Source organism: Cognatundibacterium oligocarboniphilum (assembly GCF_013377855.1).
Classification (GTDB): Bacteria; Pseudomonadota; Gammaproteobacteria; order Burkholderiales; family Burkholderiaceae_D; genus Undibacterium; species Undibacterium oligocarboniphilum.
In genome coordinates, this window is sequence record NZ_JABXYJ010000001.1 from 241,737 (window position 1) to 256,427 (window position 14,691).

General features: G+C 54.9%; 17 protein-coding genes. 6 read left to right on the plus strand and 11 right to left on the minus strand.

The window, feature by feature from the left end:
• Window positions 1–7: 7 nt before the first annotated feature.
• Together HV832_RS01170 and pabB are read right to left on the minus strand one after the other, a co-directional pair.
• Complete coding sequence (locus tag HV832_RS01170; protein ID WP_176801711.1) at window positions 8–1,171, minus strand: ABC transporter substrate-binding protein; 1,164 nt, start codon at window positions 1,169–1,171, stop codon at window positions 8–10.
• A gap of 229 nt (window positions 1,172–1,400) precedes the next feature.
• Entirely contained in the window at window positions 1,401–3,266 is a 1,866-nt protein-coding gene (gene pabB / locus HV832_RS01175; RefSeq protein ID WP_223827298.1) for an aminodeoxychorismate synthase component I, read from the minus strand.
• A 303-nt stretch (window positions 3,267–3,569) separates the two neighbouring features.
• Between pabB and HV832_RS01180 the strand changes: the two genes are divergently transcribed.
• The gene (locus HV832_RS01180; protein WP_176801713.1) at window positions 3,570–4,874 is read left to right on the plus strand and encodes a sensor domain-containing diguanylate cyclase; all 1,305 of its coding nucleotides are present in this window, start codon (window positions 3,570–3,572) and stop codon (window positions 4,872–4,874) included.
• Between the two features lie 39 nt (window positions 4,875–4,913).
• Here HV832_RS01180 and HV832_RS01185 read toward each other — a convergent pair whose 3' ends face one another.
• The 4 genes from HV832_RS01185 to argB form a co-directional block, all read right to left on the minus strand.
• Window positions 4,914–5,369, minus strand: coding sequence for an Mpo1 family 2-hydroxy fatty acid dioxygenase (locus HV832_RS01185; protein ID WP_176801714.1), 456 nt, complete (start codon window positions 5,367–5,369; stop codon window positions 4,914–4,916).
• Between the two features lie 162 nt (window positions 5,370–5,531).
• A complete protein-coding gene (gene slmA / locus HV832_RS01190) occupies window positions 5,532–6,107 on the minus strand; it encodes a nucleoid occlusion factor SlmA (RefSeq protein WP_176801715.1) in 576 nt (191 codons plus the stop codon).
• A 216-nt stretch (window positions 6,108–6,323) separates the two neighbouring features.
• The gene (locus HV832_RS01195; RefSeq protein ID WP_176801716.1) at window positions 6,324–7,019 is read right to left on the minus strand and encodes a pyrimidine 5'-nucleotidase; all 696 of its coding nucleotides are present in this window, start codon (window positions 7,017–7,019) and stop codon (window positions 6,324–6,326) included.
• Window positions 7,020–7,085: 66 nt separating this feature from the next.
• Window positions 7,086–8,009, minus strand: a complete 924-nt coding sequence (gene argB / locus HV832_RS01200; RefSeq protein WP_223827297.1) for an acetylglutamate kinase — start codon at window positions 8,007–8,009, stop codon at window positions 7,086–7,088.
• Window positions 8,010–8,105: 96 nt separating this feature from the next.
• Between argB and HV832_RS01205 the strand changes: the two genes are divergently transcribed.
• Genes HV832_RS01205 through HV832_RS01225 form a run of 5 tightly spaced genes read left to right on the plus strand, consistent with a single transcriptional unit; the run spans window position 8,106 to window position 10,319 of the window.
• Entirely contained in the window at window positions 8,106–8,684 is a 579-nt protein-coding gene (locus HV832_RS01205) for a sigma-70 family RNA polymerase sigma factor (RefSeq protein ID WP_176801717.1), read from the plus strand.
• A 3-nt stretch (window positions 8,685–8,687) separates the two neighbouring features.
• Entirely contained in the window at window positions 8,688–8,912 is a 225-nt protein-coding gene (locus tag HV832_RS01210; RefSeq protein WP_176801718.1) for a zf-HC2 domain-containing protein, read from the plus strand.
• Window positions 8,909–9,115 carry a cysteine-rich CWC family protein gene (locus tag HV832_RS01215; protein WP_176801719.1) on the plus strand — a complete coding sequence of 69 codons (207 nt, stop codon included), beginning with the start codon at window positions 8,909–8,911 and terminating at the stop codon, window positions 9,113–9,115. The genes HV832_RS01210 and HV832_RS01215 overlap by 4 nt, the downstream gene beginning before the upstream one ends.
• Window positions 9,116–9,167: 52 nt before the next feature.
• The gene (gene folE, locus HV832_RS01220; RefSeq protein ID WP_176801720.1) at window positions 9,168–9,875 is read left to right on the plus strand and encodes a GTP cyclohydrolase I; all 708 of its coding nucleotides are present in this window, start codon (window positions 9,168–9,170) and stop codon (window positions 9,873–9,875) included.
• An 18-nt stretch (window positions 9,876–9,893) separates the two neighbouring features.
• Window positions 9,894–10,319, plus strand: coding sequence for a BLUF domain-containing protein (locus HV832_RS01225; RefSeq protein ID WP_176801721.1), 426 nt, complete (start codon window positions 9,894–9,896; stop codon window positions 10,317–10,319).
• A gap of 37 nt (window positions 10,320–10,356) precedes the next feature.
• On the opposite strand, the gene HV832_RS01230 is transcribed toward HV832_RS01225, so the two are convergent.
• Genes HV832_RS01230 through HV832_RS01250 form a run of 5 tightly spaced genes read right to left on the minus strand, consistent with a single transcriptional unit; the run spans window position 10,357 to window position 14,658 of the window.
• Entirely contained in the window at window positions 10,357–12,327 is a 1,971-nt protein-coding gene (locus tag HV832_RS01230; protein ID WP_176801722.1) for a M48 family metallopeptidase, read from the minus strand.
• Window positions 12,328–12,353: 26 nt separating this feature from the next.
• Window positions 12,354–12,944, minus strand: coding sequence for a LemA family protein (locus HV832_RS01235; RefSeq protein ID WP_176801723.1), 591 nt, complete (start codon window positions 12,942–12,944; stop codon window positions 12,354–12,356).
• 53 nt (window positions 12,945–12,997) lie between these two features.
• Complete coding sequence (locus tag HV832_RS01240) at window positions 12,998–13,657, minus strand: BON domain-containing protein (protein ID WP_399310985.1); 660 nt, start codon at window positions 13,655–13,657, stop codon at window positions 12,998–13,000.
• Entirely contained in the window at window positions 13,650–14,246 is a 597-nt protein-coding gene (locus HV832_RS01245) for a phosphoheptose isomerase (RefSeq protein WP_176801724.1), read from the minus strand. The genes HV832_RS01240 and HV832_RS01245 overlap by 8 nt, the downstream gene beginning before the upstream one ends.
• Window positions 14,247–14,271: 25 nt before the next feature.
• Complete coding sequence (locus HV832_RS01250) at window positions 14,272–14,658, minus strand: YraN family protein (protein WP_223827315.1); 387 nt, start codon at window positions 14,656–14,658, stop codon at window positions 14,272–14,274.
• Between the last annotated feature and the right edge of the window lie 33 nt (window positions 14,659–14,691).

Below are 14,691 nucleotides of genomic sequence, written 5' to 3' on the forward strand. Positions count from 1 at the left end.
GACATACTCAGTTTGCCTGCCCGGCCCATTTCCATTTTCCACCAACGATCTGCACCATCACACGCGAACGCTGATCCAGTCCCAGATGGTCATTGGCGCTCATGTTCACGATACCGTGCGAGACCGGCAGATTCGTGACGCCTTCCAGCGCGCTGCGCAGTGCTGCACGAAATTCCCTGGTGCCCGGTTGCGCTTTTTTCAACGCTGTTGCTGCTGCATTTTCAAGCAACAGACCGGCATCCCATGCATGACCGCCGAATGTGGATACCGTACCGGCGCCATAGGCTTTTTCATAGGCTGCGGCATAACGCAGTGCCGATTTTTTCACCGGATTATCTGCAGGCAGCTGCTCAGCCACCAGCAAAGGTCCGGCGGGCAGCCAGGTGCCTTCGCAATCCCTGCCGCATACGCGCAGGAAATCATTATTGGCAACGCCGTGCGTCTGATAAATCTTGCCTTTATAGCCGCGCTCTTTCAGGGTTTTCTGAGGCAGCGCCGCAGGTGTTCCGGCACCGGCAATCAAAACTGCATCCGGATTGGCTGCCATGATTTTCAGGATCTGTCCGGTCACAGATGTATCGGGTCGGGCAAAGCGCTCATTGGCAACAATTCTGATTTTTCGTAATTCCGCCAGTTTGGAAAATTCCTTGTACCAGCCTTCACCATACGCATCATTGAATCCGATAAAGCCAACTGTCCTGATGCCGGCATCGCTCATATGGCTGATAATCGCGGTTGACATATGTGAATCATTTTGCGGGGTTTTGAACACCCACTGGCGGCGCGCATCCGGCGGCGAGATGATAGATGCCGAGGCGGCCATCGAAATCATCGGCGTTTCGGTTTCTGCGGCCACATCAATCATGGCCAGCGATGGCGGAGTGATGGTGGAGCCGATCAGGATATCGACCTTGTCTTCGGACACCAGTTTGCGGGCATTTTTGACGGCTGTCGTGGTGTCCGAAGCATCATCGAGGATGATGTACTCGACTTTTTTGCCACCAATTTCTTTCGGCAGCAAGGCGAAGGTGTTTTTTTCAGGTATCCCCATGGAAGCACCGGCACCGGTGGCCGATACGTTCACCCCGACCTTGATCTGCGCCAGCACCGGCGCACTCAGCAGCAATGACAGCAAGGCGGGTAAAACAGCAAGGGTGTAGTTCTTTTTCATCAGATAGTCTCCTGTATCGGTCAGTCAATCCTGCTGGCAGCCGTCTGCGGCGCTTTCTGGTGAAACGCTGTTTCCGGGTATTGGATCTGTATCGGACAAGGCTGCCCTGATGCGGGCATGGCACGCTGACAGATTCCGGCGCATGACTACTGCAGATCACCGAGTGTAACCCGTGCACTGTGAATTGCACAACGCACACACCACTTTCAAGTGACGCTGTTGTATCCGGTCACGCCGCATGCGGCAGCAGACGCACGCTGAAGGCGCCGCGCAAGGCATTGCACAACATGATCTGTTCGGCCTGCAGCAGATCTGCGCGTGTCAGCGATTGCTCCTGCACCTGCCATCCGGCGTCGTCCAGCAACACCGACCGCATCACCCCCGGCAGCACGCCATCCGTCAGCGGCGGCGTCAGCCAGCGCCCGTGCCGGCGGATCAACACATTGCTGCGTCCACCTTCGGTCAGATGTCCCTGCTCATTAAAAAACAGCATGTCAAATGCACCCTGCACTTCTGCCGCTTTCCAGGCTGCATCGTAACGCTGGCGGATGCTGGTCTTGTGCTGCAAAAACAGATCTGTGCTGCAAGTTGTTTCCGGTGCCAGCACGACTGACGGCAAACCGGCTAAAGGACTGAGAACAGCGCTGCTGATCTGGACGCTGCCCGATGGCTGCAATGCCAGCCGCAGACGGCACGGCGTTGCAGCCGGCAACCCGTTACAGGCGCGCTGCACTTCATCGTGCAGCGCTGCTTCATCCCAGCAAAAACCAAAATACAGGGCCGAAGCCCGCAAACGCTGCAAGTGACGCGACCAGTGGCGGCACCCTTGTTCCCGTGTTGCATACATCGTTTCAAACAGTTCAAATCCGGCCGCCAGCCCGGTCAAAAATCCTGCCTTTAAACGGCATTCCGCCAGTTCGTCTGCAGCAACACTGTCATATACGATGCCAGCCCCAACACCCATAACCCCCTGCCAGAAAGGCAGCGCCGGCGCTGATGAGAAAGCCCGTTGCAGCTGCAGAGTGCGTATCGGCACCGACAGACAAAAATCTCCCGGCACATCCACCTGCTGCGGCGGATCAAACCAGCCGATCGCACCGGTATACAGGCCGCGCGGACTGCTCTCCACTTCATGGATAATTTCCATCGTTCGCCGCTTCGGTGCGCCGGTAATCGAACCGCAGGGAAACAAGGCTGTCAGGATTTCTCCCAGCCCCAGCCCACTGCGCAAACGGGCGTGAATCGTGGAAGTCATCTGCAGCACGCTGGAAAAACGGCTGACCTCAAACAGCTGCGGCACCTGTACGCTGCCGGTTTCAGCAATGCGGCCAAGATCGTTGCGCAACAGATCAACGATCATCAGATTTTCAGCCCGGTTTTTAGGATCGGCCGCGAGTTGCCGCGCCGTTTCACGGTCACGCCCGGCGTCACCGCTGGCAGCAGCCGTCCCCTTCATCGGTCTGGCCTGCAACTGACCGGCATGGTGGCGGATGAACAGTTCCGGCGACATGGACAGCACAGCTTCATTGCTGTCGAGGCAGATCAGCGCACCGTACGGCACCGGCTGGCGGGCGCGCAGGCGACGGTACAGCGCCACCGGATCGCCGTAGGCATCAAAATGCAGGCGGTAGGTGTAATTCACCTGATAGGTATCGCCGGCGGTGATGTAAGACTGAATGCGGGCGATAGCGCTGTGAAACTGCTGCGCATCCACACTGCTGCGCAATCCGGCAACGCCGGCTGGTGGCAGCTCACCGGTCGCGTGGCTGTCTGCACCGGCCAGCAATGCGGCCACCTCTGTTGCAGTCAGATGATGACAACTGCGAAACAGCGCGACCCGCGAAACCGCCGTCCCAGCTTCCACAGCGATACCCTGACTTTGCGCTCCGCTTTCATAAGACAGCAGAATCAGCGCATACAGCCCATCCTGCACGGCGCGCTCCAATCCAGCCATCCAGTCAGACCACTCCGCGGCACTGCGGCAGACCCGTATTTCCTGCAAGTCCAGATAAAGTCTGGATTGCGCCGTCGCGGCATGAGCATCGTCCAGCAATGCAAATGCCTGACCGGAATGCCATATTTCAGTAAGTGACAAGGAAACAGCAGCCATATTGGTAGAGGTAACGAGGACATCGGAGAGATCCGGAGTTTACCCCCGGACACCAGATTTTGCAGCCAGCACCACTACTACATATTTCCCTGCAGATACAGCAAAATGTAACAACAGTGGCGCACCATGCCTGATCCAGAGTAAAAAGAACATTAAATAGATGCTAAACAAGCATCATCTTAATGAGATGCGTACAATAGCATCTGTATATCAGACTGGCAGGACCGCACTGAAAATGGCGCAATCCTGACAGCGTTTTCCGATCAACACGATTACTTTTCCCGACACATGGATTTCCGTTTTCGTTTTCTTAAACAGCCGCAAACCAGACCTGTTTTTTTGGGGCATCTGCGCCTTATCAGTCTTGGCCTGGCAGCAAGTCTGCTGCTGGCACTGACGGCCTCTTACATACTGTCACGTATCAGTGTCGCACGTGAGGCAATCGAGAGAACAAGCATACTGGCACGCAATCTGTCCGACAGCCTGCTCAGCGGTGACCAGCGCACCATGCAGAATATGATTCTCAACAGCGGCCTGAATAAAAGTCTGCGCTCGCTGACTGTCTTCGACCAGCAGGGCAATCCTATTTACGCCTGGGAGAAAGGTAACCTGATTAATACAGAGCATATCGCCCCGGTCGTGCCGACGCCAGGTACCCGGCAGCTATTCCTTCCGAACAGCCTGGAAACCAGCGTCCCGATTCTGGACAAAAAAACACTGAAGGGAGAGATCATACTGCGTGAATCACTTACTCCGCTGCATGATCGTCTGCTGCTGGAATTGATGCTGGGAATGCTGGCGGCCATGTTGATCGCACTGCCCACGGCAATTGCACTAACCCGCAAAAGCATGGCAATCATAGCCCCGGTTCTGAAACTGGCAACAGTGGCTGAGCAGGTAGCAACACTCGGTGATTACAGCCTGCGCGCCGCAGCAGACAATGAAAAACAGCTGGGCAATCTGACCATGCACTTCAATCTGATGCTGGCGCGCATGGAAGCATGGGAAAACGACATGCGCAACGAATCGGTCGAGCAGCGCGCCACCGAAAGCCGCCTCAGCATTCTGGACAACCATGACAGCGTGACCAAGCTCCCGAACCGGCATTACTTCCATCGTCTCATCACGAACAGTGTCGAAGATGCGGTCGAACGGCAAGAGCTGATGGCGCTGATGTTCATTGATCTGGACCATTTCCGGCGGGTCAGCGATCACTACGGCTACGATGTCTGTGATCAGTTGCTGGCCAGTCTGGCGCAGCGTCTGTGCGAGATCCTGCGCAGCACGGATACTTTATGCCGGGTCGGTGCCGATGAATTCGCAGCAGTATTACCCGATATCGATCATCTCGATACGGTCAGAAAACTCGCTGAGCGCCTGATCGTGGCAATGCAGCAGCCCTTGATTGTCAATGGCAGACAGCATGCCATCACCTGCAGCATCGGCATCGCCTGCTGCCCGCTGCACACCCACGAACAGCGTCTGCTGCTGCAACATGCAGATCAGGCGCTGAAAGCCGCCAAACTGGCAGGACGCAATGTCTGGCGTCTGTACGATCCGAACCAGATGAGCCGGGTACGGCAATCAGGCTGACATCCCGGCCGGCACAGTACTTAATCCGTATTCAGTCATTCAGTAAGCCAGATTCAGGCGCCGGTACAAAAAACCCAGTACAAACAACGGGCCGATCAGAAGAAAACGAATGTCATCAAAAAATGAAGGCTTCTTTCCTTCGATTTTGTGACCGATAAACTGTCCGATCCATGCCACGACAAATACCACAAGCGCAATCTGCCAGATATGCGCTTGCGGCAGCAGCGGAAATACTGCCAGCATCGCGGCCGACATCAGCAGCATTCCGGCTGCAAATCTGGGTGACAGGAAAAAATAATAAATCAGGCTGGTCATCACGGCAGCATAGGCGGCCAGTGGATGAGCACTCCAGATCAGCCCCAGAAAAGAAAAGACAATTGCAGGCACACAGACACAATGGATGATCTCATTGACCGGGTGCTGATGACTTTCCGCATATCTGCTCAGTAAAACGTCGATTTGCCGACGTCGTTGATGCGTCTGAATCTGTTCCATACTGTCTCCGGTATCGCTGCATCCGGGCTGACCGGGATGACATCGTTTCCGGTCAGGCAGATAACGCGATGATTTTTTTATAATGAATGTACCGCCCTGTTGTCAGAAGCCGGGCAGCGACAATTATCATACTTTGGAAACCAGGGAATACCAAGGAAAGACTCAGCGCAACAGGATGGCGATCTGCAGTTGCGCCTGATCGCCTGGCAGGTATTTAAAACCGGTCTTGGCAAAACGCAACCAACGCCCCAGAATGAAGCTGCACAGCAAAGAGGCTCTGGCTGCTGCTTCATTTTCCGGAAAATTTCCCTGGCTCGCCGCCAGCCGTAAAGATTGCCGGAAAGCCATTTCTAAACGTTCCGCCAGCTGGTTCATGCGCAGTTGCAGACGTTCATCCTCATTCACCAGCGCATCGCCCGTCAGCACCCGGGTCATACCCGGGTTTTTTTCCGCAAAATTCAGCAGCATCTGGGCAATCGCCTGCGCCTGCAGCAGACCATCCGTCTGCTGTTCGCTGATCTGGTTAATCAGACCGAATACCGAAGATTCGATGAACTCGATCAAACCCTCAAACATCTGTGCCTTGCTGGCGAAATGGCGATACAGCGCGGCTTCAGATACCTCGAGTCTGGCAGCCAGCGCAGCGGTCGTGATTTTTTCCCCTTTGGGATTTTCCAGCATCGCGGCAAGAGTCTGCAATATCTGTAATTTACGTTCACCGGGTTTGGTACTAGCCATGTTCTGTATTCTGCAGTATTCGGTTGATGAGGGATGTGAAGTAAGACGTGACGACCAGCGCAGGTCAGTCTGAAAACATCTCCTGAAAAACGGCGGACCCATATCGCCAGCCATCTCCCTGAATTTCGATTCTATGTGAAACCCCGGCAGGATGTGAAGCGCTTCAGTGAACTTTATATTTCACACAAAGACTTGACAGACTGGAAAGCAATCGGTTTACGCCAGACTGCGATAACGCCGTACCAGCGCCGATACTGATCTGACTCGGACATCGACACTGGCCGTTCCGCGCCCGCGCTGGCTCAGCGGCAGATAGCCCCGGACCCAGACGGTACGCAAGCCTTCATGTCGGGCAGCGCGCAAATTGTCGAGACTGTCTTCCACCAGAATGCAGCGGCTGGCCGCAACGTGATGCTGCGACAGCCATTTACGCAAAAACAGACGCGAAGGCTTCGGTTGCAACCGGCCATGCACCCGCATCTCCTCAACCGGAATATGATCGTCAAAATGCCGGTGCAGATTCAGGTACCGCAATACGCGGTGGGAATAATGGCGCGGCGCATTGGTCAGCAGAATTTTTTTTCCGGGCAGACGGCGCAGGATATGCGATAAGCCGCGTTCGGCGCGGATCATCGCAGGCAGGTCATCAAAGGCATGCGCCTGCTGTAAAAACTCTTCCGCCTTCACACCATGATGCCTGACCATGCCAATCATCGTCACGCCGTAGCGCAGGTAATATTCCTGTCGCACTGCGTTCACCGTGGCTTCATCTGCCGGTGTGTTGCCGTCACCGAGAATGCGCGCGATATACGCATTCATGTTGCGGTTGATTGCGGGAAAAATCGCATGCGACGCATTGTGCAGCGTGTTGTCCAGATCGAACAGCCAGACTGGTGTTGCGGTTTTACGCATCAGCAATCACCAGAATCTGACCGCTGTGTTGCTGATACGGCATAATCTGCTCCGGGATAAGCAGGTTTAATGGCTGCGGATCATTGTGCCGAATGCCTGTTCGGTGAGCACTTCCAGCAACAGCGAATGTTCGATGCGGCCATCAATGATGTGCACCGTATTGACGCCGGACTTGGCAGCGTCCAGCGCAGAAGAAATCTTCGGCAGCATACCGCCGGAAATCGTACCGTCGGCAAACATTTCATCGATTTCGCGCGCCGACAGATCCGTGACCAGATTGCCCTGCTTGTCGAGCACGCCGGGAATATTGGTCATCATGATCAGTTTTTCAGCCTTCAGGATTTCAGCAATCTTGCCCGCCACCAGATCGGCATTGATGTTATAGGCCTGACCATCTTCACCGAAACCGATCGGGGAAATAATCGGGATGAAGGCATCGTCCTGCAATGCCTTGACCACCGCCGGATTGATCGCATCGATTTCACCGACAAAGCCGATGTCGAGCATTTCACCCGGATTTTCGCGGTCCGGCATCATCATTTTACGGGCACGGATCAGGCCACCGTCTTTGCCGGTCAGACCCACTGCCTGACCGCCATAGTGATTGATCAGCATCACAATGTCCTGCTGGACTTCGCCGCCCAGCACCCATTCGACGACTTCCATGGTTTCGTCGTCCGTGATGCGCATTCCCTGCACAAACGTGCCCTGCTTGCCCATTTTCTTGAGCGCATTATCAATCTGCGGGCCGCCGCCGTGCACCACGACAGGATTCATACCAACCAGTTTCAGCAAAATCACGTCACGGGCAAAACCATGTTTCAGGCTTTCTTCCGTCATGGCATTACCGCCGTATTTGACGACGATGGTCTTGCCGTGGAATTTACGGATGTAGGGCAATGCCTGTGCCAGAATCTCTGCTTTGATGACAGGTTCGACACCCGCCAATTTATCTTCGCTCACTGCTGTATGGATGTTCAAATCGCTCATAATGACGGTATCCTGAAGGTATCATGAAGTTTTTTCGATAAGCCGGATTTTACAGGAAACTTTCCTGAGCGCCTTTGTCAATTCTGCCTTAAATTTATGACATCACCGACCGATCTGCACCGGCAACTGGAAATCATGCAACCGCTTCTGCTGCGCTTTGCCCTGCTGCAATTGCGGAACAAAACTGCTGCGGAAGATGCCGTGCAGGAAACCCTGCTGGCAATCCTTGAAAAACCGGACAGTTTCGCAGGGCAATCCAGTTTCCGCACCTATGTCACCGGCATTCTGAAATACAAGATCATCGATCACCTGCGTGCGCAGAAACGCGAAACTCCGCTGACTGTGAACGACGGCGATTCCGAAACCGAGCTGATCGATCATTTATTCACTGCCGATGGTCACACCATCAGCCCGCCCGCCACCTGGGGCGAGCCGGAATCTGTTTTGCAGCAAAAAGATTTTTTCCGTATCCTGCAGTTATGTCTGGAAAATCTGCCGGAAAAAACCGCTCAGGTTTTCATGATGCGGGAATGGCTGGAACTCGACGCTGAAGATATCTGTAAGGAACTCGGGGTCAGCGCGTCTAATCTATGGGTGATCCTGTACCGTGCCCGCCTGCGTTTGCGGGAATGTCTCGATATCCACTGGTTTGTTCACCGTCAGCCTGGGAAATGACTTATGCGATTCTTATACACGTGCAAACAGGCACATCAGAAAATATCAGAAAACCTGGACCGGCCGCTGAGTTTCAGCGAACACGTGCATCTGAAGCTGCACCTGTCGCTGTGCGATGCCTGCTCCCGGTTCCGGCAGCAAATGCAGCTGTTGCGCCATTCCATGCAACAGATTTCCAGTCTGCCCGCAGAAATGGATGAACAGACCCGGCCGGAGTCATCGATATGAGCCGCTGCCCGCGCTGTCAAACCGAGTTTCTGTGTGCAATGGCCGACCAGACCGGCAAGCCATGCTGGTGCACGGCATTGCCACCGGTCGATTTTTCTTTATTACCGAAAGGAAAGCTGGATATGGATGCAAGCTGTTTTTGCCCGGCCTGTCTGCCCACATGGAAAGCCAGCCTAGAAGCCAGTCGCAACAAGCCGGAGTAATTTCGGTTACCATACGCGACCTGATAATCAGCCTTTCTGATAGGAAATCAGTATGCCGAATGATACCCCCGTCAATTACAAAGCCGTCCAGATTCCGGTTTCACAGCGAATTCGTGAGCGGATACAGGCGAGTCATACCCGCTTTCACGCAAACGACAATATTTCCCGCTTCATTGAAGCCGGTGAACTCGACGAACTGCAGGCGGAAGTCGAGGAAAAAATGCGGGCAGTGCTGCAAAGCCTGGTGATCGATACCGACAGCGACCACAATACCCAGGATACCGGGCGGCGGGTCGCCAAGATGTTTATCAACGAAGTATTTGGCGGACGCTACGTGCCGATGCCGCAGGTTACTGAATTTCCGAATGCCTCGCATCTCAACGAACTCATGATCATCGGTCCGATCACGGTGCGCAGCGCCTGTTCGCATCATTTATGTCCGATCATCGGTAAAGTCTGGATCGGCGTCATGCCAAACGAACATTCCAATCTGATCGGCTTGTCCAAGTACGCCCGGATTGCTGAATGGATCATGAGCCGGCCGCAGATTCAGGAAGAAGCCGTGGTACAGCTGGCAGATGCTTTACAGGAAAAAATGCAGCCGGACGGACTCGCAGTCGTCATGGAAGCGGACCATTTCTGCATGCACTGGCGCGGCGTCAAGGATACCGAGGCTAAAATGATTAACAGCGTGATGCATGGCTCCTTCCTGAAAGATCCGAACCTGCGCCGTGAATTTCTATCCCTGATTAAACGTTAACCTGAACAGGAAAACATCATGTTAGTCCGCTTGCTGTATGCCAGTCGCGTCTCCGATGGAAACATGTGCGATATCGTCCAATCCATCATGCAACAATCCCGCCAGCATAATCCACCGCATGGCATCACCGGCGTGCTGTGCCATACCGATGCAGTTTTCATGCAGGTACTCGAAGGCGGGCGCAAGGCAGTCAATACGCTATACAGCCACATCCTGCGCGACCCGCGGCATACGGACGTGATCTTGCTGGATTACGAGGAAATCGGCGAACGCCGCTATGCCGGATGGACCATGGGACAGGCGAATATGAATAAAATCAACCCGTCCATCTTGTTGAAATATTCACCGCTGCCGGAACTCAATCCCCATGAGATGCCGGGTAAGACCCTGCTCTCGCTGATTGATGAACTGATGGCCACAGCTTCGATTGTCGGCCGCACCTGAACCTGAGTGTCAGGACACCATCCTGCTATCCTGACACTCAGCGCAGACTGGCAAGCTCCGGCACAGGCGCATCAATCGCCGCGCACACCGCCCGCAGCAGATCAATTGTTTCATGTTCTGCCGAACCAGTGCCGGGCGTCGCAGCCGCAAACAATGCCTTGATCAGGAATGGTTTTGCCAGCGGCGCCAGCTGATTGCACTTCTGCAATGCAATCCGCACATCAAAAAAATCCATTTCTGCCGTGTTCTGTAAATCGCTGGGCTGCAGCTGCAGCTCTGGCAATACCCCGGCCAGCCTCAGCCATGCGGCCCCGACTTCGTCCTGACGCGCAAAACTACGCGCCACCAGTGATCCCAACAGGCAGACCTCACTCCGCAGCTGCCCGATCTGACCGTAACGCACAGGAATCGCTCTCCCAGCATCGGGGCCAAGGCGGCGCTCCAGGACGCTCTGGATCACAAACTCGGCCTGCGTCATCTGCTGGTCGGCCGTAATCAGTCTGGCACTCAGCGCCAGCAATTCTCCGCGCTGGGCGGGGGACAGCAATTTCAACGCAGGCATCGCCAGATCAAGCAAAGGCAGGCGTGCATTGTTTTGCAATGCTTCCAGTTGCAGCAAAAGTTGTTCCGCCTGCGTCACGCTGCCGGCAGCGGATTGCGCCAGCAATTGTTGCTGGACGCGGTATGCATCCGGATTACGCCTGTCCATCAGCATGGCCAGAACCAGCGCAAACGCGGACTGCGGTGCGCGGGCAGCCTCCAGTAAAGTGCTGTTGTAAGGATTTGGCCGGGAGGACGCTGCAGCCTTGGCCGGGACGGCGGTAGCCAGCGCAAGTCCTGCCATCGCCATTTCCGGTAAAGCAGCAGAATGCGCGCCGAAACCGGCAATATCCCGTGCGGTGCCGGCAGCATTGAATGGCGCAGATGCAACGGCGGATATAGCGGCTGATTCAGCCTCCATACCTTCCTGTTCATCGACCGGCTCCAGAAATGCCACGTTCTTGCCATAAACGCGCTGTAAGCGCTCTTCCAGCGGCGGATGGGTCGCGAATAATCCGGACAGCAGATTCGGCCGTGCAGCCCCCAGAAACAGGTGCGAAAGCTGTTCTGCCCGTGGGTTATCAATACGGGAGCCGCATTCATTCGTCCGGGTCAGACCGCCGATTTTCCTTAACGCCCCGCCGATTCCATCCGGATTACGGGTGAACTGCACCGAGCTGGCATCGGCTAAAAATTCTCGCTGACGCGATACGGCAGACTTGATCAGGCGACCAAAAAAAATACCGACATACCCCACTACAAACAGGATAACGCCCAGCGCCAGCAAAACCAGCTGTATCGGCGGGCCTTTTTCATCACGGCTGCGCGAACTTCCAAGACGCGATCCCCAGTACATCAGCTCCTGCCCGAGTCCGGCAATCATCTGGATGCCAAACAGGACACCGATCAGGCGGATATTCATACGCATGTCGCCGTTCAAAATATGGCTGAATTCATGTCCCACCACACCTTGCAACTCATCCCGGTTCAGGCGCATCAGCGTGCCTCTGGTCACCGCCACCACCGCTTCGTTCTGGTGGTAGCCGGCAGCAAAGGCATTGATCGCATCTTCATTATCCAGCACATAAACCCGCGGACAGGCGATACCGGAGGCCAGCGCCATTTCCTCCACGATATTGAGCAAACGCCGTTCATGGATATCTTCGGAAGCCGGCAATACCAGCCTGCCGCCTGCCATTTGTGCCACGGCATCACCGCCGTCGCGCAACTGATAGATTTCAAACAGCGTACCGCCAGCGATTACTGCCAGTGTCAGCAATGACGACAACAGAAAAAATCCCGGCGGATATCCCTGCGCTAAGTCGGTCCGGCTTCCCTGGCTCCAGTGCCATACAAAAGCGATAGAAAAATCGACTGTGACGACAATCGCCACCACCGCCAGGAAAAACAGAAACAACAGCTTCTTGCTCTGCCTGTGCGCCTGATCCTGCTGTTCAAAAAAGTTCATGGAAGCCGGATGCCGTGATCAGTTGTTCAGAATGACACTTTGACGGCCTTGCGCTCTTCTGCCGATTCGGTCGCCTGCAACAACTCTCCGGCCTTGAATCCGAAGGTATTGGCGATCAGTGAACCCGGAAACTGCTCAATGCCGGTGTTATATTGCATCACGCTGTCGTTATAGGCCTGACGTGCAAACGCAATTTTGTTTTCGGTTGCCGTCAGTTCTTCTGTCAGCTGGATCATGTTCTGATTCGCTTTCAGGTCAGGATACGCCTCAGACAGCGCAAACAGGCGGCCTAATGAAGCATTGAGCGTACCTTCGGCTGCAGCCAGCTGCTGCACCGACGCCGCATCCGCCTGAGCGTTGCCGGCATTGCTGCTGGCAGTCACTGCCTGGTTGCGTGCCGCAATCACCGCTTCCAGGGTTTCCCGTTCGTGCTTCATATAGCCTTTGGCCACTTCGACCAGATTCGGAATCAGGTCGTAACGCCGTTTCAGCTGCACATCAATCTGGGAAAATCCGTTGCGGAAGCGGTTGCGCAAGCTGACCAGACGGTTATACACACCAATCACCCAGAACACGATCAATGCAATCACGACTAACAAAATTATCATGGCTATCATAATTACTCCGGAAAAAAACCGGTGCGGCGCACCGGTGAATTGCATGCAGTGAATCAGTTATTGACCGGTGCTTTATCTGCCTTGTTCGGCTGCACCAGCATCGCTTTCAAATCGTCTTCGCTGATATATTCCAGCACTTTGACTACTTTGCGCACACCGCTGATGCCAGCGGCGACATCCGCAGCCTGCGCGCCTTCCCGCTGCGTCACGCGTCCCATCAGATAAACGACTCCGGCTTCGGTGGTGACTTTAAATGCGCTGGCATACAGATCCTTGGTATCGACAAACGTCGCTTTGACCTTGGTGGTGATGTAAGCATCGTTCGAGCGCGCGGTGAAATTTGATGCCCCGGCAATCTGGATTTCATTCATGACCGACACCACGCCTTCGATTGCCTTCACTTCGCGCTCTGCTGCGGCTTTGGTCTGCTCATCAGGAACTTCACCCGTCAGCAGGGCGCGACGGTTGAATGCATTGACATTGACATGCGCGCCATCTCCCAGCGCATTGGCCAGCCTGACCTCGCCTTTCACCATGATGGCCTTGTCTTCGGTCTGCGCGCCGAGAGTGCGGCGATCGGTTGCGGCAAACGTGCCGACCACGGCACTACCGACTGCCAGTTCAACGCAGCCCTGCAGACTCAGCAAGGCTGTACAGCACAGACCGGCCATGAGGCAACTGCGGATAATTTTTTTCTGACCTGCTTTAAACATCGGTATCACCTCCGAATAGTGCGGCATCAATGCCGTCGCACAGACAATGGATAGTCAGCAAATGCACCTCCTGAATCCGCGCGGTACGGTCATGCGGCACACAGATATGCACATCGGCTTCCGTCAACAATTTTTCGATTTCACCACCGCCTTTCCCCGTCAGCGCAATCACCCGCATATCACGTTCTGCTGCGGCATTGATCGCATTGATCACGCTGGAGGAATTTCCCGATGTGGAAATCGCCAGCAAGATATCGCCCGACTGGCCAAACGCCTGCACCTGCTTGGAAAACACCTCCTGAAAGCTGTAGTCGTTCGCCACGGCTGTCATGATCGAGCTGTCTGTCGTCAGGGCCATGGCAGGCAAAGGCAGGCGCTCGCGTTCAAACCGGCCAACCAGTTCGGCAGCAAAATGCTGACAGTCAGCTGCCGATCCGCCATTACCGCAGGCAAGTATCTTGTTACCGTTAGACAGCGCAAGGAACATGAGTTCCACCGCTTCTGCAATTGGTTGCGCCAGTGCTTCGGCCGCGCGCATTTTTAATTCGGCACTTTCATGGAAGTGCGCCTGAATACGTTGATTTGTCATAGTGTGTCAGATTATATGGCAGGACTCAGCCTGTCATGACGTTTTGTAACCAGTGGATTGTACCTGCTTCGATCGCAATCACGTCAAAACGGCATGGCGGCTGGTGTTGCAGGGTCTGCAGAAAAACCTGCGCAGCGTGCAGCCACTTGCGCTGTTTGGCAATAGTAATGCTCGCCAGCGCGCCGCCAAACTGCATTGAAGCACGTGCCCTGACCTCGACAAAAACCAGGGTATTGCCATCACGCATGACCAGATCGATTTCCCCGCCCCGGCATAAAAAATTTTTCTGCACCAGCGTCAACCCTGCCTGCTGCAGATATTCCAGTGCCTGCTGCTCGGCGGCATCGCCGCGACGGCGCTGGCTGGTACGGCGATCAGGTGGTTCCGGGGGCTGCATCGGTTCATGTCGCATAGCGTACAATCTCGGTTTCCTTACATTAAGATG